General features: G+C 57.8%; 16 protein-coding genes and 1 pseudogene. 10 read left to right on the top strand and 7 right to left on the bottom strand.

Going from position 1 to position 19,679, the window contains the following annotated elements:
- Positions 1–72 precede the first annotated feature (72 nt).
- From ORL50_RS10150 to ORL50_RS10130, 4 genes are all read left to right on the top strand, one after another.
- A complete protein-coding gene (locus ORL50_RS10150) occupies positions 73–894 on the top strand; it encodes a glucose 1-dehydrogenase (RefSeq protein WP_266013523.1) in 822 nt (273 codons plus the stop codon).
- Between the two features lie 162 nt (positions 895–1,056).
- Complete coding sequence (locus tag ORL50_RS10145; protein ID WP_266013521.1) at positions 1,057–2,127, top strand: RHS repeat-associated core domain-containing protein; 1,071 nt, start codon at positions 1,057–1,059, stop codon at positions 2,125–2,127.
- 725 nt (positions 2,128–2,852) lie between these two features.
- Complete coding sequence (locus tag ORL50_RS10135) at positions 2,853–3,581, top strand: AzlC family ABC transporter permease (RefSeq protein WP_266013518.1); 729 nt, start codon at positions 2,853–2,855, stop codon at positions 3,579–3,581.
- On the top strand, positions 3,574–3,900 hold the full coding sequence (locus ORL50_RS10130) for an AzlD domain-containing protein (protein WP_266013515.1): 327 nt from the start codon (positions 3,574–3,576) through the stop codon (positions 3,898–3,900). The genes ORL50_RS10135 and ORL50_RS10130 overlap by 8 nt, the downstream gene beginning before the upstream one ends.
- Positions 3,901–3,922: 22 nt before the next feature.
- Here ORL50_RS10130 and ORL50_RS10125 read toward each other — a convergent pair whose 3' ends face one another.
- Positions 3,923–4,399, bottom strand: coding sequence for a nuclear transport factor 2 family protein (locus ORL50_RS10125; RefSeq protein WP_266013512.1), 477 nt, complete (start codon positions 4,397–4,399; stop codon positions 3,923–3,925).
- Between the two features lie 214 nt (positions 4,400–4,613).
- Here ORL50_RS10125 and ORL50_RS10120 point away from each other — a divergent pair, with 214 nt between their 5' ends.
- Positions 4,614–6,122, top strand: coding sequence for a Fic family protein (locus tag ORL50_RS10120; RefSeq protein ID WP_266013509.1), 1,509 nt, complete (start codon positions 4,614–4,616; stop codon positions 6,120–6,122).
- Positions 6,122–6,778, top strand: coding sequence for a dTMP kinase (locus ORL50_RS10115; RefSeq protein WP_266013506.1), 657 nt, complete (start codon positions 6,122–6,124; stop codon positions 6,776–6,778). Before ORL50_RS10120 ends, ORL50_RS10115 begins: the two co-directional genes overlap by 1 nt.
- Here ORL50_RS10115 and iaaH read toward each other — a convergent pair.
- Both iaaH and ORL50_RS10105 read right to left on the bottom strand, forming a co-directional pair.
- A complete protein-coding gene (gene iaaH, locus ORL50_RS10110) occupies positions 6,775–8,280 on the bottom strand; it encodes an indoleacetamide hydrolase (protein ID WP_266013504.1) in 1,506 nt (501 codons plus the stop codon). The two genes, ORL50_RS10115 and iaaH, sit on opposite strands and share 4 nt — an antisense overlap.
- Positions 8,281–8,382: 102 nt before the next feature.
- Positions 8,383–9,084 (bottom strand): helix-turn-helix transcriptional regulator, encoded by a 702-nt coding sequence (locus ORL50_RS10105; protein ID WP_266013501.1) that lies wholly within the window; start codon positions 9,082–9,084, stop codon positions 8,383–8,385.
- Between the two features lie 203 nt (positions 9,085–9,287).
- On the opposite strand from ORL50_RS10105, the gene ORL50_RS10100 reads away from it, so the two are divergent.
- Positions 9,288–10,553: an APC family permease gene (locus tag ORL50_RS10100; RefSeq protein WP_266013968.1), complete on the top strand. Its 1,266-nt coding sequence runs from the start codon at positions 9,288–9,290 to the stop codon at positions 10,551–10,553.
- Positions 10,554–10,682: 129 nt separating this feature from the next.
- Here ORL50_RS10100 and ORL50_RS10095 read toward each other — a convergent pair.
- The 4 genes and pseudogenes from ORL50_RS10095 to ORL50_RS10080 all read right to left on the bottom strand — a co-directional run bounded on the left by ORL50_RS10095 (position 10,683) and on the right by ORL50_RS10080 (position 15,356).
- A pseudogene (locus tag ORL50_RS10095) lies at positions 10,683–10,958 on the bottom strand (hypothetical protein).
- A 154-nt stretch (positions 10,959–11,112) separates the two neighbouring features.
- Complete coding sequence (locus tag ORL50_RS10090; protein WP_266013495.1) at positions 11,113–12,651, bottom strand: cryptochrome/photolyase family protein; 1,539 nt, start codon at positions 12,649–12,651, stop codon at positions 11,113–11,115.
- A gap of 17 nt (positions 12,652–12,668) precedes the next feature.
- The gene (locus tag ORL50_RS10085; protein WP_266013492.1) at positions 12,669–13,211 is read right to left on the bottom strand and encodes a DUF3833 domain-containing protein; all 543 of its coding nucleotides are present in this window, start codon (positions 13,209–13,211) and stop codon (positions 12,669–12,671) included.
- 321 nt (positions 13,212–13,532) lie between these two features.
- Positions 13,533–15,356 carry an NAD(P)/FAD-dependent oxidoreductase gene (locus ORL50_RS10080; RefSeq protein WP_266013467.1) on the bottom strand — a complete coding sequence of 608 codons (1,824 nt, stop codon included), beginning with the start codon at positions 15,354–15,356 and terminating at the stop codon, positions 13,533–13,535.
- A 244-nt stretch (positions 15,357–15,600) separates the two neighbouring features.
- On the opposite strand from ORL50_RS10080, the gene ORL50_RS10075 reads away from it, so the two are divergent.
- The 3 genes from ORL50_RS10075 (at position 15,601) to ORL50_RS10065 (ending at position 19,342) form a co-directional block, all read left to right on the top strand.
- On the top strand, positions 15,601–17,490 hold the full coding sequence (locus ORL50_RS10075) for a sigma-54-dependent Fis family transcriptional regulator (RefSeq protein WP_266013465.1): 1,890 nt from the start codon (positions 15,601–15,603) through the stop codon (positions 17,488–17,490).
- 204 nt (positions 17,491–17,694) lie between these two features.
- A complete protein-coding gene (locus ORL50_RS10070) occupies positions 17,695–18,021 on the top strand; it encodes a helix-turn-helix transcriptional regulator (RefSeq protein ID WP_266013463.1) in 327 nt (108 codons plus the stop codon).
- Complete coding sequence (locus ORL50_RS10065; protein WP_266013461.1) at positions 18,011–19,342, top strand: type II toxin-antitoxin system HipA family toxin; 1,332 nt, start codon at positions 18,011–18,013, stop codon at positions 19,340–19,342. Before ORL50_RS10070 ends, ORL50_RS10065 begins: the two co-directional genes overlap by 11 nt.
- Positions 19,343–19,679 lie beyond the last annotated feature (337 nt).

The raw sequence follows: 19,679 nt of genomic DNA, 5'->3' as shown, positions 1-19,679 counted from the left end.
AGCCAACCCCGGTAGTCGGGGCAGTGCTTCACGCTTCATGCGCATGAAATCAACGGAGTTGTTGCATCAACCATGGCCAGTAAACTCACATCCAGAATCGCGATCGTGACCGGGGCCGCCCAAGGGATTGGCGCAGCAATTGCGCGACTCTTTGCGCAGGAGGATTGTTTTGTCTACGTCACTGATATCAACGATGAGCTCGGCAGATCCGTTGCCGACTCACTCGGTGATCGCGCCCGCTATCTGCGCCTTGATGTACGGCGCGAAGATGATTGGCAACGAGTGACGGCGCAAATCCTCAAGGAGCACGGCAGGCTTGACGTACTGGTGAACAATGCGGGCATCACCGGATTTGAGCACGGCGCCGTGCCGCATGACCCGGAGCATGCGCGCCTGGAGGACTGGCACGCCGTGCATCAGACCAATCTTGACGGTGTATTCCTGGGTTGCAAGTACGCCATTCGCGCCATGCGCCATCACGGCACGGGCTCGATTATCAACATCTCCTCTCGATCGGGCCTGGTTGGCATTCCAGGCGCCGCGGCCTATGCGTCGTCCAAGGCCGCAGTGCGTAATCACACCAAGACGGTGGCACTGTACTGCGCAGAGCAAGGACTCAAAGTCCGGTGCAACTCGATTCATCCAGCGGCCATCCTTACACCCATGTGGGAGCCGATGTTGGGCACTGGCGAGGACCGTCAGGAACGAATGGCGGCACTGGTTCGAGACACTCCAATGCAAAGGTTCGGGATGCCCGAAGAGGTGGCGGCGCTGGCACTGCTACTGGCCTCGGATGAAGCGACGTACATGACCGGCAGTGAGCTCAACATCGACGGCGGCCTGCTGGCCGGCACGGCTGCGACGCCCACTGTACTGGGTGACAGCACAGACTAGCGCAAAGGGAAGGGCGCCTGTGTCGCAGCAAATGCCATCAACAGCAGCAAACTCCATGTCGCAAATTCAAGCGACAGCACTATCAGTTCTGCTAGTGGGCAGCGCTGGTCAATTAAGCGAGAGTAGGGACCTGAAACCACAGACCTTCCTGCGAGCCCCTTAATGCGAACAACTCGTGAAACGCCGCTCTGCTGCTACCACTACGACGCGCTGGATCGCCTGGCCGTTTGCACGCCAGCGGAGCTGGCAAGCACCCAACGCTTCTATCAGGAAAGCCGCCTGACCACCGAAATCCAGGGCTCGGTGCAGCATTCAGTCTTCCAACATGGCGATCAACTGTTGGCGCAACAACAGCGCCAGGGCGGCACGTTAGAGACAACCGTGCTCAGCACTGATCAGCAACGCTCGGTGTTGAGCGCGCTGGATGCAACGTCGCCGCGTTCCCTCGCTTATGCGCCTTACGGCCACCGTTCCCAGGGAAACGGCTTGCTCAGCCTGCTCGGCTTCAACGGCGAACCGGCGGATCCGGTGACAGGGCATTATCATTTGGGTAATGGCTATCGACAATTCAACCCCGTGTTGATGCGGTTTAACAGCCCGGACAGTTGGAGTCCGTTCGGGAAGGGGGGGGTGAATGCTTATGCGTACTGTGGAGGAGATCCAGTCAACAGGGTGGATCCAACGGGGCATCTAATAAAAGCTTTCAGCAAGTTAGTGGCCAAGACTGGAAGACTAGAATCATATAACAGTTTTAGTGATTTTTCTATGGCAGTTAATGAAGTGAGCGTCAAACTGGGGGGCACTAAAGGAATAAAGGCGATGGCATCTCAGACAGGTGAGGACCCTAGGACTTATTTATTCAGTGAGGTCGTAACATTAATGGCGAACAAATCAGAAAAGAGCCTGAAGAACTATCAACACAGTATTAATACGTCGACCACTGTGGATTTCTTCCTAGATGTCCATCGTGGGTATGCGAAAGAACTGGGCAGACATGAAGATAATGCAATCAATGTTTTGTACTTTGATGAATATTTGACTGAGACAGCTCGTGCTAGAGCCGATCTGTGGAGGTTAACTCTCGCTGAGTTGACGCGAGAAACTCGCATTATAGCTCGTAACAGAATCATGGTTTTGGCCCAAGCAACCGCTGGCCCGCTTCCCCCTTATACCAACCACCCTACGCCTCCTCCATACCCAGGCGACGCCCGGAACAACATTCGAAATCAATGACTACCCCAGCAGCCGCGACTGTGTGCCGGGCAACCAGCCTTATTCACTCGGACGCACTAGCGGTCAGTCAGCTAAACCCTGCATGAGCGAGCGTAGAACCTGATAACGCTGCGCATTGTCAGGCGAACAATGACATCGTTGCCGGCTACCTGGTGAACTTCGGCAATGAGCTGCAAAAGTAGACCTGGCTGCCGAGAATGGCGGCAGGCGAGGCCATTGGCGCGGTGGCCATGACCGAGCCCAATACCGGCTCCGACCTGCCGTCGGTCAAAAATCGCGCCTTGCTGGAAGGCGGCACCCGCTACGTGCTGCTGGCAGGGTTTCAATGCCGAAATACAGTTGTGTGGAATAGCGCCTGCTGCGCACGCGAACGCAGCCTTCGGCAGCTGCTACAAGGGTCCGCGCCATTGATTTTTGTAGCAGCTGGCGAAGCCTGCGTTGGGGCGCGCAGCGGCCCCAGTTCGCGTAATCGGTCTCGCAACGCGAGCCGCCGTGACGCAGCTGGCCAACCGGTTAATGTCGCGATAGGCTTGGTAATAAGCGTTATTAGCGAATGATTAGAAATACCAGCCTGAAAAACGGCCATGTTCATTTCTAATAGCGACGCTCCCTCTTTTTGCCCAAGAAGTCGCTGAGCAGTTCGATGACAAGGACCCGCTGCGCCATGGCTTTCAGCTAGCCTGATCGCACTGAACATACTTCTTCTGACACGCACCCGAGCCGACATGACATACCGAACAGGAACCGAAGCGTTTGTGCAGGGTGTAAGAACGCTCATCCCCCTGACCCCGGGCGTCATTCCATTTGGCCTGGTGACAGGGGTCATGGCGATTGAAATGGGCATGTCGCCCGGCATGAGCATTGGCATGACATTGCTGTTCTACTCGGGGTCAGCCCAGCTGGTGGCACTGCAGCTCCTGCAAAACGGCGCCCTGCCGGCGGCGATTATCGCCACCGCCTTGATCATCAACCTGCGCTTCATCATGTACAGCGCATCGCTGGCGCCCTACCTGCACCACTTGCCGCGTCGCTGGACGTGGCCGGTGTCGTACATGCTGTCGGACCAATCCTATGCCTTGTGCAGCCTCAAGTTCTCATCCGGAGAACTGGGTCGATTTGCCCCGCATTTTTACGCCGGTACGGCTGTCGCCATGTGGCTTACCTGGCAACTGTCGGTGTTGGCCGGCGTGTACCTGGGCGCAAGCATCCCGCAGACGTGGTCGCTGAGCTTTGCCGTGCCGTTGTCATTCCTCGCGCTTCTGGTGCCCAACGTGCGCAGCGCGGCGACGCTGGGGGCCGCGACCGCAGGAGGGCTGATTGCGGTGTTGGCGGTGAACTTGCCTTACAACCTGGGGTTGGTCACGGCTTCCATTGGCGGAGTCGCCGCTGGGGTGCTGATCGAAAGCATTCGCGCGAAAAGACTGATGAAGTCCGGGGGTGAACGCTATGAGTGATCTGGCCTTGTGGGGGATGTTCCTGGCTGTCGGCCTGGGGACGTTTATCATGCGACTGTCCTTCGTCGAGCTGTATGGCCGCTGGCGAATTCCTCCGTTGCTGAGTCGCGCCCTGGCGTATGTCCCTGCCAGCGTGCTGGCGTCGCTGGTCTTGCCCGCCGTGGTGTATCCCGGTGGCCAGGGTGATTTTGTCTGGCAGAACCCACAGATTCCGGCGGCCTTGATTGCCGCCTGGATCGCCTGGAAAACCCGCAGCACGGTGCTGACATTGGCTGCAGGCATGGCCGTGCTGTGGGGACTCAAGATGATGGGGGCGTAGATTTTGTTGGAGGGTGGCGCCGCTACAGTCCCAGGTCCGACAGCCCAGGATGATCATCAGGCCGGCGCCCCAGCGGCCAACGGAATTTGCGCTCCGATTCCTTGATCGGCATGTCGTTGATGCAGGCAAATCTATGCGCCATCAAGCCGTTGTCGGCGAATTCCCAGTTCTCGTTGCCGTAGGAGCGGAACCAGTTCCCCGAATCGTCGTGCCACTCGTAGGCGTAGCGCACGGCAATTCGATTATCGGTGAACGCCCATAGCTCCTTGATCAGGCGATATTCCAGCTCCTTGTTCCATTTACGCGTAAGGAAAGCCGCGGCTTCATCCCGGTTGCTGGCGAAGTCGACTCGATTGCGCCATTGAGTATCCGGGGTATAGGCCAGGGAAACTTTCTGCGCATCGCGGCTGTTCCAGCCATCCTCGGCCAGGCGAACCTTCAGCAGCGCTGTCTCTCGGGTGAACGGAGGGAGCGGGGGACGGGTTTCGGAATCAGCCATGGTTGATGCTCCGATGGAAAAATGGGCGGATCTTTGTTGAACGACCCTGCAGGCAAAAAATTGTAGTCGAAACGAGCTCAATCGTAGTGAGAGCCTGATTCAGCCATTCTTGCTGGTCAGTTAAGAAAAAATCAGGATAATCGCCTAAAGTTAAGATTTTCTTGGTGCGGTGAAGAAAATTGCGCGCCAAAACCAAAAAATGAAGGATTTACCCATGATCTCTGCTGGTTATGCCTGGCTCCAGGACTCTCTGCGGCTCTGCGCTTTCCCCTTGGCCCGCTCGGCAAAGGTTCAGCCGGTAACCCGGATCCAGCGAATCGGGGAAACCTTGGCCGTACCCTCAAATATAGTACCTGCCCCGGATGATCTGCTTGGTCATCTATTATTCGCGCTCAAGCATGAAGGTATCAACCTTGCCATTCTCGCCCAGGCGCTGCCGCGAATCCCTGCCGCGACTCTGGAAGCAGAACTGGAACGAGCCCCCAACGGTATCTACATCCGCAAAGCCTGCTATTTACGCGAAGCCTTTACCGGTGAAGAACTGCGCCAGCATTCGCCCGTGCGAGGCGCGTTCGTCCCTTTGTTCGATCCAAAACTGTACGTGACCATGGCGGGAGAGCGAAATTCTCGCTGGCGGGTGGAATTCAACGGCATCGGGACGATCGCGTATTGCGCCACTGTTGAGCGCACTCCCGAGATTGTCGCACTCATCGAACACGATATTCTTGGCCGCGCACAGGACTTCATACAAAGACTGCCGTCGGGGATGATGGATCGCGCTATCCAATGGGCGTACTTGCATGAAACCCAGGATTCGTTTGCGATAGAGAAGGAGTCACCTAGTGAAGACAAAGCGCGCAAATTCATCAAATTGCTTCGCCAGGCCCACGAGGGTATTCCACTGAGTGAGGACTACCTAGTCCACCTGCAGAATGCGACTATTTCGAATCCCTTTGACATGGCCGCGGGGTTTCGTCATGAGCAGAATCATTTAGCCAGTGGCTTGCAAGGCGCTGCGGGCGTCACTTATGTCCCCCCCGGACCAGATCTGTGCCGTGAGCTGATGGAACAACTCATGGCTCTGGGGAATGACGCACCAGCGCGCATCGATCCTTTGATCGCTGCAGGAATCATCTCGTTCGGCTTCGTTTTCCTTCATCCATTCATGGATGGGAACGGCCGCCTATCGCGTTTTCTGATCCACCAGACACTATGCCGCGCCGGTGCACTGGATAATGGCTTGTTGCTTCCCGTCTCTGTCGCCATGAAACGCGAGGAACGCCAGTACCTGGAAACGCTGCAGCAGTTCTCCCGCCCGGCGCGAGAGTTTTGGGATGTGCGGTGGATCGATCAGGGTCAGTACTCGTTTACCTTTACCGGTGATTGCGCAATCTATCGCTACTGGGATGCCACTCCCGGGGTTCGGTTCACTCTGGAAATGGCGCAGCGGGCACTCGAAGTTGAGCTTCGTGAGGAAACGATATTCCTTGAAAATTACGACAAGGTAGTGAGTGCGGTCAATGACGCCTACGACGTGCGCGGGAGCGACTTGGCCACCCTTGTGATGATGTGCTTGAGCAACAATGGGATAATTTCCAAGAACCGCCGCAAGCAGTACCAGTATTCGGTGCAGACTGAGGTACTGGATTACATTGAGCAGGTCACACAAGCTCTCATCAGGCAGAGAGAGTTGGAAAAACAACCCATTGAGGGCGGCGATTAATGTCCATCTTCGATAGGGTTCATCTGTTTGTTTCTCTGGATGGCCCCAAGGGCGCTGGCAAAACCACTCTTTTAGAGGCCGTCACAAAAGCACTGAGGGCAGACAACAAAAAAGTTATCCGGATTTGCGAGAAAAAAAGCGATCCGTTCAGGGGCGAAACCATGGCCCTGGTGAACAAGCTCGTCAGACATCCCGACCGCGACCTGGAGCTACAGGTGTGTGAGCGCCTGGCGGATAGCCGTGCCTGGATCTCCCGGCATGTGCTGGCCAAGCAGCCACAAGACAGCATCATCCTGATCGATCGCTGGTACCCCTCTGATGCGGCATTTCGCCGGATGGTCCCATTTGCCGAGATTTTGCAGCTGAACCTTGAGCGAAACGTGCGAGTTCCCGACCTGCACGTCGGGGTGGTTACTGCACCTGAGGTTTCATGGGCGAGGGCCGCAGCCCGACAGCGCGGGCTGGGTAGTACCGTGATTCACAAGCTCGAAGAGCATGTCGCCTGCACCAAAGCGTTCGAACGAGCGGTTACCGATCAAGGCTGGGTTCTATGCCGTAATGAAGGATCGATCGAAGACGCTACGATGCAGGTGGTTGGCGAGATCCATAAAGTGCTCGCTCGCCTTGATGCGCTTGAGATGGTCGTCTCGAATTAATCAGCTGGCGCCGTTTCCCGACCGAAAACGTTTTGCAGCGCCTGCGCGATAGCCAGTAGCTGATCGTCACTGTTGGGCAGTCCGTCGATTTCCAGGCCGACGGGCAGGGACGGCGTGCCGGCGAGCCCGATGGGCAGGCTGATCCCGGGGAGCCCGGCGTTTGCACCAGGGTCGGTATTGCGGATCATGCGGGCGAACGCAGCAAAGCTGGTCGCTTCCAATGAGCTGGGTAGGGCGAGATCTGGAGTGGTCGGAAATACCAGTGCGTCCAAGTGGTGTGTCTTCATCAATGCCTGGTAGTCGGCAATCATCTGCGCACGCCCAGTCTCGATGGCCCAGCGATAGGCCGGAGCCAGGTCTTCCAGGTCCCCGTTCCCGCCCGGCGCTTTCCTCGGCAAGATGAACTGTTCGAAAATCGCTTTGACGTCTGTGCTGGAAATTTCTGCAACCAGGTTAGAAAGCGTTACGCCGGCGCCACTGCGCTGCAGATAGTCTTGCAGCGCATCGAATGTCTCATAGAGCACAACCGGCATGCTGACTTTTGCGTTAAGCGCCAGTATCTCCGGAAGGGACACCGTAACGATTGTTACGCCGGCTCGCTTCAGTTGAGTCAGAGCCTCTGTGGCCCGGAACGCTACATCCGGCGAAAGCTCCGTCCAAAACTCCTCGACCCTGCCCAATCGAATGTCCTGAAGCGCGGGGACGGGGGCCGGTGGCAGGCCGGTGATTATCTGATCGAGCACAATCACGTCCTCCACGCAGCGCGCCATCGGCCCTGGGGTGTCGCGTGTCGGCGATACCGGGACTACACCGTCTGTGCTGTAACGGCCCATGCTGGGGCGAAAGCCTACGCAGCCGTTAAGCGCGCAGGGCAGGCGCATCGACCCGCCCGTGTCCGTCCCCAGTGCTGCCGGCACTAGCCGGGCTCCCACTGCGCTGGCACTTCCGGAGGATGAACCACCCGCTATGTAATCGGGATGATAGGCATTGCGCACGCCCACGATGCCGGGCACATGGTAGGCCGTGTTGTAGCCCGACGTTCCGTACGCCAGCTCATGCATGTTTGCCTTGCCAATGACGATCGCGCCTGCCGCCTCCAGTCGATCGATTATTGCGGCATTACGGGCCGCGTAGTGATGCTTGAGTGCGGGCGTTCCGGCGGTGGTATTGAAGCCCTTGACCGCAATATTGTCCTTGATCGCAAGAGGTACGCCACCTAACGGCAGGCAGGCTTCACCTGCGGCGATTCGTTGGTCGTAAGCATCTGCTTTGGCGAGCGCGCTCTGGGCGTCGACAGAAATAAATGCGTTGAGGTGCGAGTGGGTGCTGATTCGCCGCAGACAGGTCTCGACCAGTTGGCGACTGGTGACAGTTCCACAGCTTACCCGTGCGGCAGCATCGATAACCGTCAGTTCGTGCAGCGCATCGTCTGCTGGCGCAAACGAAATTGTGCTGGCCTCTGCCGACGCCAAGGCACCTTTAATCGATTTAGAGTCTTGCATGGCCCGTCTCATGAATTCATCGGCGAAGGTGCCGTGCGAATTAACTTAACGAGCTTGGCGCTCGGTGCCTCTCCTCAAAATTGAGGAGGCCGTGCGGTTATGTCAAAAATAGCGGGACAGTTGCGTACGGTTAGCGCAGTCAAGTTTGTCCATTGCACTGTTCAGGTGGGTACGTACAGTCGTGAAGGCAATACCCAGTTGACGGGCAACCTCCTTGTCGCTCGCACCGCTGGCGACCAGCCTCGCCACGTCAGACTCACGTTTGGAGAGTTTTGCCTGGCAGGCGGAGCCCATCGCGAGTGACTTCACAAAGTAGGGGGTCAACTCATTGAGAATGCACTCTTCACGCTCGGCGAAAGGGCGATCGTTGGGGCTGCGCCACAGGCGGAAATCGCCGAGGTCGCGCCCCTGATCAGTGAAATAGACGTTGATCCCGTGGTGCATGCCCGCAGGCTGCAGAAAGTCGCGATAAAATTCGCTGTGCACTAGATGGCTGCGCTGGATGACTCGATCCACGCGGGTGGCTAGTGCTACGGAGCGCAATACCGGCGTAACCAAGTCGATCTCATGGAAGTAGCTGTCGTAGGCATCAAGCCACCGATCATCGATGTTGACCGAACAACGGCGTGTTGAACGATTTGCCCGCTCATCCCAAATGAACGACGCCGCGTACTCTGCGCCAACCAACTGCGAGACCAGCGGCAAGACCGCAGCTCTGGCCTCTGGTTTGCCGCGATATTCACACAGCTGCCAGACGATCTCCGCAATGCAATCGACCTCGACACGGCGCAGCGTTGTGCTCATAGACGTTGCCTCTTCGCTTTATTTTTATTTGGCCTGACTCACCAGCAAGATATATGAACTTTGCTCAGTCGAGAATTTCCATTGCTTGAGAATGCCCACCTGGCGCCCAGCCCGGTCGATGCATTTCGCAGCCTCCAGCCAGGAAATTGAATGTGACCAGCCCAACACCCAAGACATCCCTGCGCCGAGCCGTCACCGGCCCGATGCTTTTTCTTTTCATCCTCGGCGATGTTCTCGGCGCCGGAGTGTATGCCCTCGCCGGGACGATTGCGGGAGAGGTGGGCGGAGCGATCTGGGTGCCGTTGCTGGTTGCCCTGTTTTTCGCGATGTTGACTGCCGGCTCCTACGCGGAGCTGGTCACCAAATATCCTCACGCAGGCGCGGCTTCGGTCTTCGCTGAAAAAGCCTTCAGGTCACCGCTCATTTCTTTTCTGGTGGGTTTTTGCATGCTGTCTGCTGCTGTGACAAGCGCGGCAGGCTTGTCGCTGGCATTCGCAGGTGACTACCTGGCAACGTTCATCCGCGTATCACCTCACATTGCTGCGTTGCTGTTCCTGTTGGTCATCGCGCTCCTCAATGCAAGGGGAATCAAGGAGTCCTTGGGAGCCAATCTGGTGATGACAGTCATTGAACTGTCGGGGCTGATTTTAGTGGTTGTCGCCGCTGCCTGGTTTTTCCGAACCGGCGAAGCGGACGTTGGGCGCGCCCTGGAATTCAAGCCTGGAATCAGCCCGACGCTGGCCGTACTGGGCGCCGCATTGCTCGCGTTTTACTCTTTCGTAGGATTCGAAACGTCCGCCAATCTCGCCGAAGAAATTCGAGATGTGCGCAAGGTTTACCCTCGTGCGTTGTTTGCCGCGTTATTAACCGCCGGAGTCATTTACATGGCTGTCGGAGTGGCTGCATCTTCTGTGTTACCCATGGACAAGTTGATTGCGACCTCGGCACCTCTGCTTGAAGTGGTTCGAGCGTCAGGCCTGAATATTCCGCCTCGGGTGTTTGCGTTCATCGCACTGGTAGCAGTAGCCAACGGCGCGCTGTTGACCATGATCATGGCCAGCCGTCTCACCTACGGCATGGCCCGCCTCGGACTCTTGCCCGACGTACTGGGCAAAGTACTGCCCAAGCGGCGCACTCCGTGGGTGGCCATTATCGCGACCACGCTGATAGCCATTGGACTGACACTGACAGGCACGCTCGCCACATTGGCACAAACCGTGGTGCTTCTTTTACTTTTCGTTTTCCTCAGCACTAACCTGGCGGTACTGATCCTGCGCCGTGACGAAGTTGCACAAGATCACTTCCGGGTTCCGACCTGGGTGCCCATACTCGCTATCGTCTCGTGCCTGGTATTGCTCAGCCAGCAAAGCCTGGAAACCTGGCTGCGCGGGGGCGTCTTGATCGTGATTGGAATGCTGCTGTTCGCCTGCACTCGCGTTGCGATGCCGGCGGCCGTGAAGCAAGGCTAGTGGGGGGAGGGTGGCGCAAGCACCAAGAAACGGCTTCGAAGTCGCAAGGATGGGCATTGCGGAACTCAAGAAGAGTATGGGTGGGGATGGCGTCAGTCTTTCAGTCACAATCGCCGAATGGATCGAAACTCACGCCTGAAGGTTCTTTTTCGATTTAGATTGGTCAGCATTTTTTTCTTTGAGGTAACGGACCTGCATCTACAGGAGATCGGAGGTGGTCATGACGCCTTTACGTTTCAAATTGACGAGCAGCTGCTCGACCGTGTCCAGAATGATCGTGTCACCGGACAATGAAGTGATGCACTGGGCCATGCGGCTGACGCTATCTCGCTCGGCAGTGACCTTGTGAGCCCTGGCCAATTTGCGGACTTCACTGGCGACGCTTTGGGTGGCAGGTTTGGTCATTTGGAATGCCTCTTGCTCGGTACAATATCATTGTACTGTACTACAAGATTTTTGTACTTCTACAGGGTGTGGTCCTGGTCAGCTGCTCCACTGAACGTCCGGCTGTCGGAGTGTAAGTAGAGAGGCTTGCTGCAAGAAATGCTGGGCGCTGAGTTCACATCGACTCCCCGGCATCCAGCTTGCCGAGCAGCCTCTGGCCCCGCTCCCACAGCGCCTGCTGCTTGGACTCAGACATGCGGTCGAGGTTTTTGTAGACCATGCCCATACGCTGGTTGCTGCGCAGCAGGTCGCCGTGACGCATCACAAAATGCCAGTAAAGTGAGTTGAACGGGCAGGCGTCGTCGGTCGTGCTTTCGCTGACTTTGTAGGCGCAGTTGCGGCAGTAGTCGGACATGCGCTTTATATATTGGCCGCTGGCACAGTACGGCTTGGAGCCCAGGTAACCGCCGTCGGCATGCATCACCATCCCCAGCGTGTTGGGCAGTTCGACCCAATCGAAGGCGTCCATGTAGATTGCCAGGTACCAGTCGCAAATTTGGGTCGGCACGATGCCGGCCAGCAGCGCAAAGTTGCCGGTGATCATCAGCCGCTGGATATGGTGGGCATAGGCGTGTTTCAACGTTTGGCCGATGGCTTGGCCCATGCAGTTCATTCTGGTGTCGCCGGTCCAGTAAAACTCCGGAAGGGGCCGGCTGTTGCCGAACAGATTACCGCCCGCGTAGTCGGGCATTTTCAGCCAGTAGACGCCCCGTACGTATTCACGCCAGCCGATGAGTTGGCGGATAAAGCCTTCGGCGGCATTCAGCGGGATCTGGTGTGCCCAATACGCAGCCTCGACGTCGCTGCACAACTGGCGCAGATCCAGCAGGCCAATGTTGAGCGCCGCACTGATACGAGCGTGAAACAGGAACGGCTCATCACTGGCCATGGCGTCCTGATAATCGCCGAATCCTGCCAGTCCATAATCCACAAAATACTCCCACAGCGCCTGCGCCTCGGCATGGGTGACCGGATAGTTGAAGTCGTCGAGGGTGCCGTAGTGATGACTGAAACGCGCCCTGACCAGCGCAAGCACGTCGCGGGTGATGGCGTCTGCGCTGAAGCGAGCCGGGTAGGGGGCTTTCACCCCTTTTGGCAGCGCCTTGCGGTTGTCGGCATCGAAGTTCCACGCACCGCCCACCGGAGAGCCGTCGCCATTGAGCAGCAGCCCGCTCTTGCGGCGCATCTCGCGGTAGAAGAACTCCATGCGCAACTGCTTTTTACCTTCCGCCCAGGCGCCAAATTCTGCGCGACTGCACAGAAAGCGCGTGTCGAGGTGCCAATGAATCGGCAAGCCACATTCCTTTAGCGCCTGTTCCAGCCGCCAGTCCCCACACTCGGTGACGTGCACTTCGTCTGCCTGCAGCAGCGTTTGCCAGCGGCGCAATTCACTGGCAACCGAACCGCTGTTGTGCGGATCATCCAGGGTGACGTACTCGACCGGTATTCCCCGCTCTCGCAGCGCCCCGGCGAAATGACGCATGGCACTGAAGATCAGGGCGATCTTCTGCGGATGGTGAGGCACATGGCTGGCTTCTTCCATGACCTCGACCAGCAGCACCGTATCGCACCTGGCATCCAGTTCGCGTAATGACGCCAGGTCGAAAGACAGTTGGTCGCCCAGTACCAGGCACAACCGACGGCGCTTGTTCATTCAGTTCACTGCGCTGTTCATTGGCCTTCTCCCGAGCCCTGGCGGCGGAAGAACAAGGTCACCTGGCCGACCTCTACGCCGAGCTTGGACATGCTGGTGCGGTTGATCAACGTGTCCTCGTCCATCAGATACATCCAGTCGTCCATGCTCATTTCATACGTTGTGCCGTCCACCGGCACGTTCAGGCGATATCGCCAGTGCAGCGCATTGCCGGCGACTTCGCCCTGGGCGACACCCACGACATCATGCGCGCGACCACTCCAGCGCCCCTGGCCCTCGGGCGTAAGCGTCCAGATCCGGCCTTGGCGGGTGCCGTCGCTGTAAAGGAAGCGCTCATCGAGAATCAGGTTGTTGCCCTCACGACGGCTGACGATATTGACCTCGAAGCGCTTGGTGACTTCCCCTGAGCGCTTCTGCACCATCCCCCAGGCTTTCACCGGTTTGCTGAAAAAGCGCTCCAGGTTCAATGTCGGTTGCTGATCGGCATAGCGGGTGACATCCACGCTGCCGCAGCCCGCAATGCTGAGCGCCAGAGCCAGTATCACTAGAATTCGGGTCATTGCCTTTCTCCTGAGAGCGCAGGTGATGAGGATGAAATGCTGAAACAGCACCTGTACAGTAATTTTTGTTTGTACAGGATTACGCGGCCAAGCGAGACCTATGAGTCAGCCATCTCAAGCAGCAGAAGAATGCGCGGAGCCGAGTGATAGGCGTCGATCGGCTGTCAAATAGTTATACAGATATGATTTAGATGTACAGGAATTATTCAAGATAGGCGGAAAAAATCCACCTGACAATCAGTCGGCAAACTTTTTGTGTAGAAACGTTGATCGAGCAACAAACAGGGGAGGGGCGCCCAACCTCGGCTGGGCGCCTGGTATTCAACCAGCGTGATGGCTTTCGGCAAGGCCGTAGACAGAGGTGTCGAGACCTTCGAAGCGGGCTTTCAACTGCAGCGCCAGGTACAGCGAATAATGCCGTGACTGATGCAGGTTGCCTCCGTGGAACCAGAGGTTCTGCTGCTGTGTGGGCTTCCACATGTTGCGCAGTTCGCCCTCGTAAGGGCCAGGATCATTGGTGGTTCCGGAACCGAGGCCCCAGCAGCGGCCCACTTTGTCAGCGACTTCCTGGGAGATCAGCTTCGCGGCCCAACCGTTCATTGAGCCATAGCCGGTAGCGTAGACGATCAGGTCGGCGGGCAGCCGGCTGCCATCGTTGAGTACTACGGCATCGGCTTCGATGCGTTCGACGCCCAAGCCGGGCGCGCTTTTGAGCTTGATCGTGCCATTGGCGATCAGTTCGCAGGCGCCGACGTCGATGTAATAACCCGAACCGCGGCGCACGTACTTCATGAACAGGCCAGACTCGTCGTCACCGAAATCGAGCATGAAGCCGGCCTTGGTCAAGCGCTCGTAGAATTCCTTGTCACGCTGCTTGATCGCGTCAAAGATCGGTCGGTGAAAGCTCGGCATCACCTTGTAGGGGATCGAGGCGAACAACATGTCAGCCTTGTCCGTGGTCAAGCCTGTTTCCAGGGCGTCTTCCGAGTAGAGCCCGCCGAAGACCAGGTCCATCAAACTGTCGGAACGCACGATGTGGGTGCTGGAGCGTTGCACCATGGTCACCTCGACGCCGTTCTCCACCAGGTCCGCGCAGATATCGTGAGCCGAATTGTTGGCGCCGATGACCACCGCGCGTTTGCCGCGCCAGGCATCTCCGCCGGGATGACGGCTGGAATGATGCTGCTGGCCCCTAAAAGCCTCAGCCCCCGGATACACCGGCACATTGGGTACGCCAGACATGCCGGTGGCAAGGATCAACTGGGCAGGCTGGAGAGTCATCCGCTCGCCATCGCGCTGGACTTCCACCTGCCAGGTGCCACTGTGCTCGTCGAAGCTGGCGCTCACGCATTCCGTGCGCGGCCAATAATTGAGCTCCATGACTTTGCTGTACATTTCCAGCCAGTCACCAATCTGGTCTTTGGGGGTGAAGACCGGCCAGTGATCGGGGAAGGGCAGGTAAGGCATGTGGTCGTACCAGACCGGGTCGTGCAGGCACAGCGACTTGTAGCGCCCGCGCCATTGATCGCCCGGACGCTCGGCTTTGTCGACGATCAACGTGGGTACGCCCATGCGCTTGAGCCGCGCAGCGAGCCCCAGCCCACCTTGACCGCCGCCGACGATCAGGCAATAAGGTTGCGTGGTGATGCCCAGCGCCGCTTCTTCGTCACGCCGGCGTTCCAGCCAGTTGCGTTTGTCGGCATGGGCGTGGCCATGATTGGCGCCCATCGGACGGCGGCGGCCGCTGGGTTCTTCAAAGCCTTTGAGCTCGCGCATGGTCGTCAGCAATGTCCAGCACAAGCCGTCCTTTAGCCGCACATAACCTTTGCCTCGCGCCGCATCGGTTTCCAGGCTGATCCAGCCTTCGAGCACTCCGTCATTCAGCGTCGCGTCACCTTCCAGTTTCCAGCCCTCGGGACGAGTCTGGTCGAGCCGTGTTTCGAGCATGGCGCGGATCGCAGGCTTGCCTTCCAGGGTCACCAGGTTCCAGCTGAAAAGCAGCAGGTCACGCCAGTGACACTCTTCGGCAAACAGTTCCAGCACGCCCTCCACATCGTGTTGGGCGAGACGCCCGCCGAGGGTCTCGACCCAGGCCGCGAGCTGGGCAGTGGGCGTTTGCAGGGGTGTTTCGACAGCGATGTTCATGGGCTTCTCCCGTTCTTGTTGTTTTCGTAACCACTTGGCCTGGAGCAAGGGCCGGGCCATGTCCGCGAAAGGCCCGTTGCAGAGCGGCAGGCGCGGTATTGCCCAAGCCTTTGCGTGGATCTGTGTCACGAATTCGGGAATGGCGGATGACAGAGTGTCACGTGGGACATAAAACGCTCTGCGCAGCCTTTTCGTATAAGCTTCGAACAGCCCCGTGTCCTCACCGTAGCGGAGAACAAGAACAATGAAGCCGGCCTTTATCAACGCCCATGCACAACAAGTGCTGCAAGCCGTACAGGGCATTTCTGCCAGCCACGGCCCTTCGACAGATCTGGCGATTACACGGTCCTGGCGCCGTTGCCTGGACCAGCACCAGCTCGATCCCGCCAGCCGCCGCGGGCCTAACGTAGTTGAGCACCCACGCCTGCAGGATCACCGCGCGCCCCTGGAACACATCATCCGCGTGGCGCACTGGCAGATGACCAGCTTGCACCAGCAGCTTGGGTGTGACGGCCACGTGGTGCTGCTCACCGATGCTCGTGGAGTGGCGATCGACAGTGTGTTCAACGACTCCGAACGCGCCGAGTTCCAGCGCTCCGGACTGTGGCTCGGCTCGGTGTGGAGCGAGGACTGTGAGGGTACCAACGGAGTCGGCACCTGCCTGGTGGAACGCCAGCATGTGACCATCCGCCGTGATCAACATTTCCGTGGCAAGCACGCCGGCCTGACCTGTTCGGCCAGCCCGATATTTGATGCCAGCGGTGAGTTGCTCGCCGTGCTCAACCTCTCTTCTGTGCGCGAGGAACAAAGTCTTCAGCAGCACTTCAAAGCCATGGCGCTGACCAACCACACCGCCAATTTGATCGAGAACTGTTATTTTCTCGGGCATGATCCGCAGCGATATTTGCTGCGCTTTCACCCAGAAGCAGGCTTCGTCGGGCTGTTGGGTGAAGGGCTACTGAGTTTCGACGAGGGCGCCTGCGTCCGTTCAGTCAATCATGCGGCGCTGCAGCTGCTGGGCCTCAGCCGCGAGCAGGTGGTTGGGCAGTCGCTGACGATGCTGCTGGAAACCCCTCTCGATCAGGTGCTGAGCCAGGCCAGCGCCCAGCCAAATGTCTGCTGGCCAATGCGCCTGGTGGACGGACGCCAGCTCTACGGACAGCTGCGCGAGCCTTTACGCCAGCTGCCCTCAGTCACTCCGGCAATAGCCAAAATCAACGACGTGCAGGTGTGCCTGGAAGATCCGCGCCTGCAACGCGGCATTGCTCGCGCCTTGCGTGTGTTGGAACATGACGTACCGGTGTTCCTGCAGGGCGAAACCGGGACCGGCAAAGAAGCCTTCGCGTCGGCGCTGCATCGCGCCAGCTCCAGGGCCAGCCAGCCGTTTGTGGCGATCAACTGCGCGGCCATTCCGGAAACGCTGATCGAGAGCGAGTTGTTCGGTTATCGCGGCGGCAGCTTCACCGGCGCACGCAAGGATGGAATGATCGGCAAGCTGGAGCAGGCCCATGGCGGCATTCTGTTTCTCGATGAAATCGCCGACATGCCCCTGGCGTTGCAGACTCGCCTGCTGCGTGTGCTGGAGGAACGCCAGGTGGTGCCCCTAGGCGGCGCAACGCCCCGGCCGCTCGATGTGCGCCTGGTCAGTGCCAGCCACCAGGACCTGCAGGCGTGTGTGGCGCAAGGGCGTTTTCGCGAAGATCTGTTTTATCGAATTGCCGGATTTTGCGTGCAGCTCCCGCCATTGCGCGAGCGGTCAGACAAGGGGCGTTTGCTCGACCTTCTACTGCGCGAGGAGACCAAAGGTGCGCGGATTCGCCTGGACGCAGGCGTTAGAGAGCGCTTGCTGACACATCCGTGGCCGGGCAATGTCCGCCAGCTGCGTACGTGTCTGCGCACACTGATCGCGTTGTCGATGCAAGGGCGCATCACCCTGGAAGACTTGGCAGAGTTGCTGCCGGCAGCGCCCGCCGTGTTGGCCGAAAACCCACTGGAAGAATCGGAACGGCAAACCCTGCTTACGCTGATTGAGGCAGAACACTGGCACATCGCGCGAGTTGCCGCCCGACTGGGGATTAGCCGGAATACGTTGTATCGCAAGCTGCGGCAACATGGGATTTCGCGACCGGGTTGAAATGTGCAGTAGCTGTACCACTGCTGCAATCAGATTGGAAAAGTAAGTAGATGAGGGCTCAATGTTACGGCGTCGGACGCTACTGATTTTTTGGTTATGCCTCATATACGAGGCATCTAGGGCTAAAACGACTCATATATAGGTCAAATTCAAAGTTTCCGCTACACTGAGATTGTCTCTTGCTAACCATGAAAGGTCGGGGCCATGGCTAACCGAACATATTCACCTGTGACGTTGAACGCGCTGCAAATCTTCAGCCAGCTCATTCAGGTCAAGCGCAAAGAACGGGGTATGACTCAGCAAGCTTTGGCTGAACGAGCAGGGGTTTCCCGTAGCTTGGTGCAGCGGGTCGAATCCGCAGACGCACGATGCGAGATCGGAGTCGTATTCGAGATGGCGCAGCTCCTGGGAATTCATTTATTCCAGGCCTCTGATAGCCATTCGACTTTGCTTGCAAGCCTGCAAGACAAACTGGCACTGCTTCCAGCGCATGTCGTGGTACCGAAGCAAGAGGTAAGCAATGACTTCTGAGCATATTGCAAAGAACTGCTTCGTCTGGATCTGGCTTCCGGGAAGTGCTGAGCCGGTGGTTGCCGGCCGTCTGATCCGGCAGGGCCGCCACGACCGGTTCGCCTTCATCTACGGTCAGAGCTACCTGGCTAATACGCAAGCTATTGCAGTGAATTCTTTCGAGCTGCCCCTAGGTACCGAGGTAATTGCCCCTCCAGAAGGCATGAAGCTAGCCAGTGGGCTGCGCGATGCATCACCAGACGCCTGGGGCCGTCGCGTGATTATAAACCGGCTGCTCGGTAAAGCAGGACCTGATGCGTATAACCAGGACCTTGATGAGCAGACCTACATGCTCGAGTCAGGCTCTGACCGAATAGGTGCCCTCGACTTTCAGCAGTCAGCGACGGAGTACGTTGCTCGGAGCAATGACAATGCTACATTGGCCGAGCTGCTCGACGCGGCTCGACTCGTGGAGCAGGGAATCCCATTGACGCCCGAACTCGAACAAGCGCTTCGTCATGGCACCTCGATTGGAGGGGCTCGTCCAAAAGCGCTGATTCAAGCGAACGACCGCAAGTATGTCGCGAAATTCTCAGCCTCCAACGATACCGTCAGCGTAGTGAAATCCGAGTTCATCATGATGCGGTTGGCTGGCCTAGCGGGACTGGACGTCGCGCCAGTGCAGCTACAAAGCGTGCTGGGCAAGGATGTTTTGTTGATCGAGCGGTTTGATCGATACAGGGTCGCTACCAGCGGATGGGCGAGAAAACTGATGGTGTCAGCACTCACTCTCCTAGGTCTGGATGAAATGATGGCTCGCTATACCAGCTATGAAGCTTTGAGTCATATCATCCGCCGCGATTTTCACGACCCCAAGAAAGATCTGCGAGAGTTGTTCGGCAGGTTGGTATTCAACATCCTCTGCGGCAACACTGACGACCACGCCCGCAATCACGCTGCGTTCTTCGACGGCAAAAGCTATTCACTAACACCTGCGTATGACATATGCCCCCAGGCGCGAACAGGGAATGTGGCAAGCCAGGGCATGTTGATAATGGGACAGGCAAATCAAAGTCAGATCGCGCTCTGCCTGGATGCTGCGCACCTGTTCTTGCTCGACCGGCGTGCAGCTCGGTCTATCGTGCTCGCGCAGCTGGAAACTGTGCGGCAACATTGGCCGACTGTGTGCAACGAGGCGGGTATCAGCACCGTCGACAGGAACGTCCTGGCGACTCGGCAGATGTTAAATCCGTTTATTTTCGAGCAGTTGCGGGAAGAGGATATGGATATTGCGCTAATGGCGGATGGGATCAGGCCAGGACTGATTTCAGTAGGTTCGTGAACCCTGGGAGCGATAGACAGCCGCCAACTGGCAGGTCTTGACGCGCAACACGCCCAAGTCGTTGAATGACCGACTTCAATTCGCGTCCAACAACGCGCTCATGCAAATGCCAGAGAGATAAACGGATTGGTCGGGCGACCATCAAGGTATTAAGGCAGGTATAGGTGCAGGGGCCGCAGATAGCACTAAAATTGATCCTGATAATACTCTATGGGGTCAGAACCCTGATGGTAGTTGGAAAAATCACGGTCCTGCAGGCAATTTTACCGGGTCAGGAAAACCTTCCGGCCGGAAAGGGAAAAATAGGGGACCGAAGTGGTAGCAAATACGGAAAATT

This window comes from Pseudomonas sp. RIT-562, assembly GCF_026241895.1.
GTDB classification, from domain to species: domain Bacteria; phylum Pseudomonadota; class Gammaproteobacteria; order Pseudomonadales; family Pseudomonadaceae; genus Aquipseudomonas; species Aquipseudomonas mandelii_F.
The sequence above is the reverse complement of the archived record's forward strand: the minus strand, read 5'-3'. Positions and strand labels throughout refer to the sequence as shown.

Coding starts and splice junctions, on each gene's coding strand:
- ORL50_RS10085 (WP_266013492.1), bottom strand. CDS start 13,211: ATGACCCGAATTCTAGTGATACTGGCTCTGGCGCTCAGCATTGCGGGC.
- ORL50_RS10070 (WP_266013463.1), top strand. CDS start 17,695: ATGGCTAACCGAACATATTCACCTGTGACGTTGAACGCGCTGCAAATC.
- ORL50_RS10130 (WP_266013515.1), top strand. CDS start 3,574: ATGAGTGATCTGGCCTTGTGGGGGATGTTCCTGGCTGTCGGCCTGGGG.
- ORL50_RS10090 (WP_266013495.1), bottom strand. CDS start 12,651: ATGAACAAGCGCCGTCGGTTGTGCCTGGTACTGGGCGACCAACTGTCT.
- ORL50_RS10145 (WP_266013521.1), top strand. CDS start 1,057: ATGCGAACAACTCGTGAAACGCCGCTCTGCTGCTACCACTACGACGCG.
- ORL50_RS10115 (WP_266013506.1), top strand. CDS start 6,122: ATGTCCATCTTCGATAGGGTTCATCTGTTTGTTTCTCTGGATGGCCCC.
- ORL50_RS10065 (WP_266013461.1), top strand. CDS start 18,011: ATGACTTCTGAGCATATTGCAAAGAACTGCTTCGTCTGGATCTGGCTT.
- ORL50_RS10080 (WP_266013467.1), bottom strand. CDS start 15,356: ATGAACATCGCTGTCGAAACACCCCTGCAAACGCCCACTGCCCAGCTC.
- ORL50_RS10150 (WP_266013523.1), top strand. CDS start 73: ATGGCCAGTAAACTCACATCCAGAATCGCGATCGTGACCGGGGCCGCC.
- ORL50_RS10125 (WP_266013512.1), bottom strand. CDS start 4,399: ATGGCTGATTCCGAAACCCGTCCCCCGCTCCCTCCGTTCACCCGAGAG.
- ORL50_RS10120 (WP_266013509.1), top strand. CDS start 4,614: ATGATCTCTGCTGGTTATGCCTGGCTCCAGGACTCTCTGCGGCTCTGC.
- ORL50_RS10100 (WP_266013968.1), top strand. CDS start 9,288: ATGCTTTTTCTTTTCATCCTCGGCGATGTTCTCGGCGCCGGAGTGTAT.
- ORL50_RS10135 (WP_266013518.1), top strand. CDS start 2,853: ATGACATACCGAACAGGAACCGAAGCGTTTGTGCAGGGTGTAAGAACG.
- ORL50_RS10105 (WP_266013501.1), bottom strand. CDS start 9,084: ATGAGCACAACGCTGCGCCGTGTCGAGGTCGATTGCATTGCGGAGATC.
- iaaH (WP_266013504.1), bottom strand. CDS start 8,280: ATGCAAGACTCTAAATCGATTAAAGGTGCCTTGGCGTCGGCAGAGGCC.
- ORL50_RS10075 (WP_266013465.1), top strand. CDS start 15,601: ATGAAGCCGGCCTTTATCAACGCCCATGCACAACAAGTGCTGCAAGCC.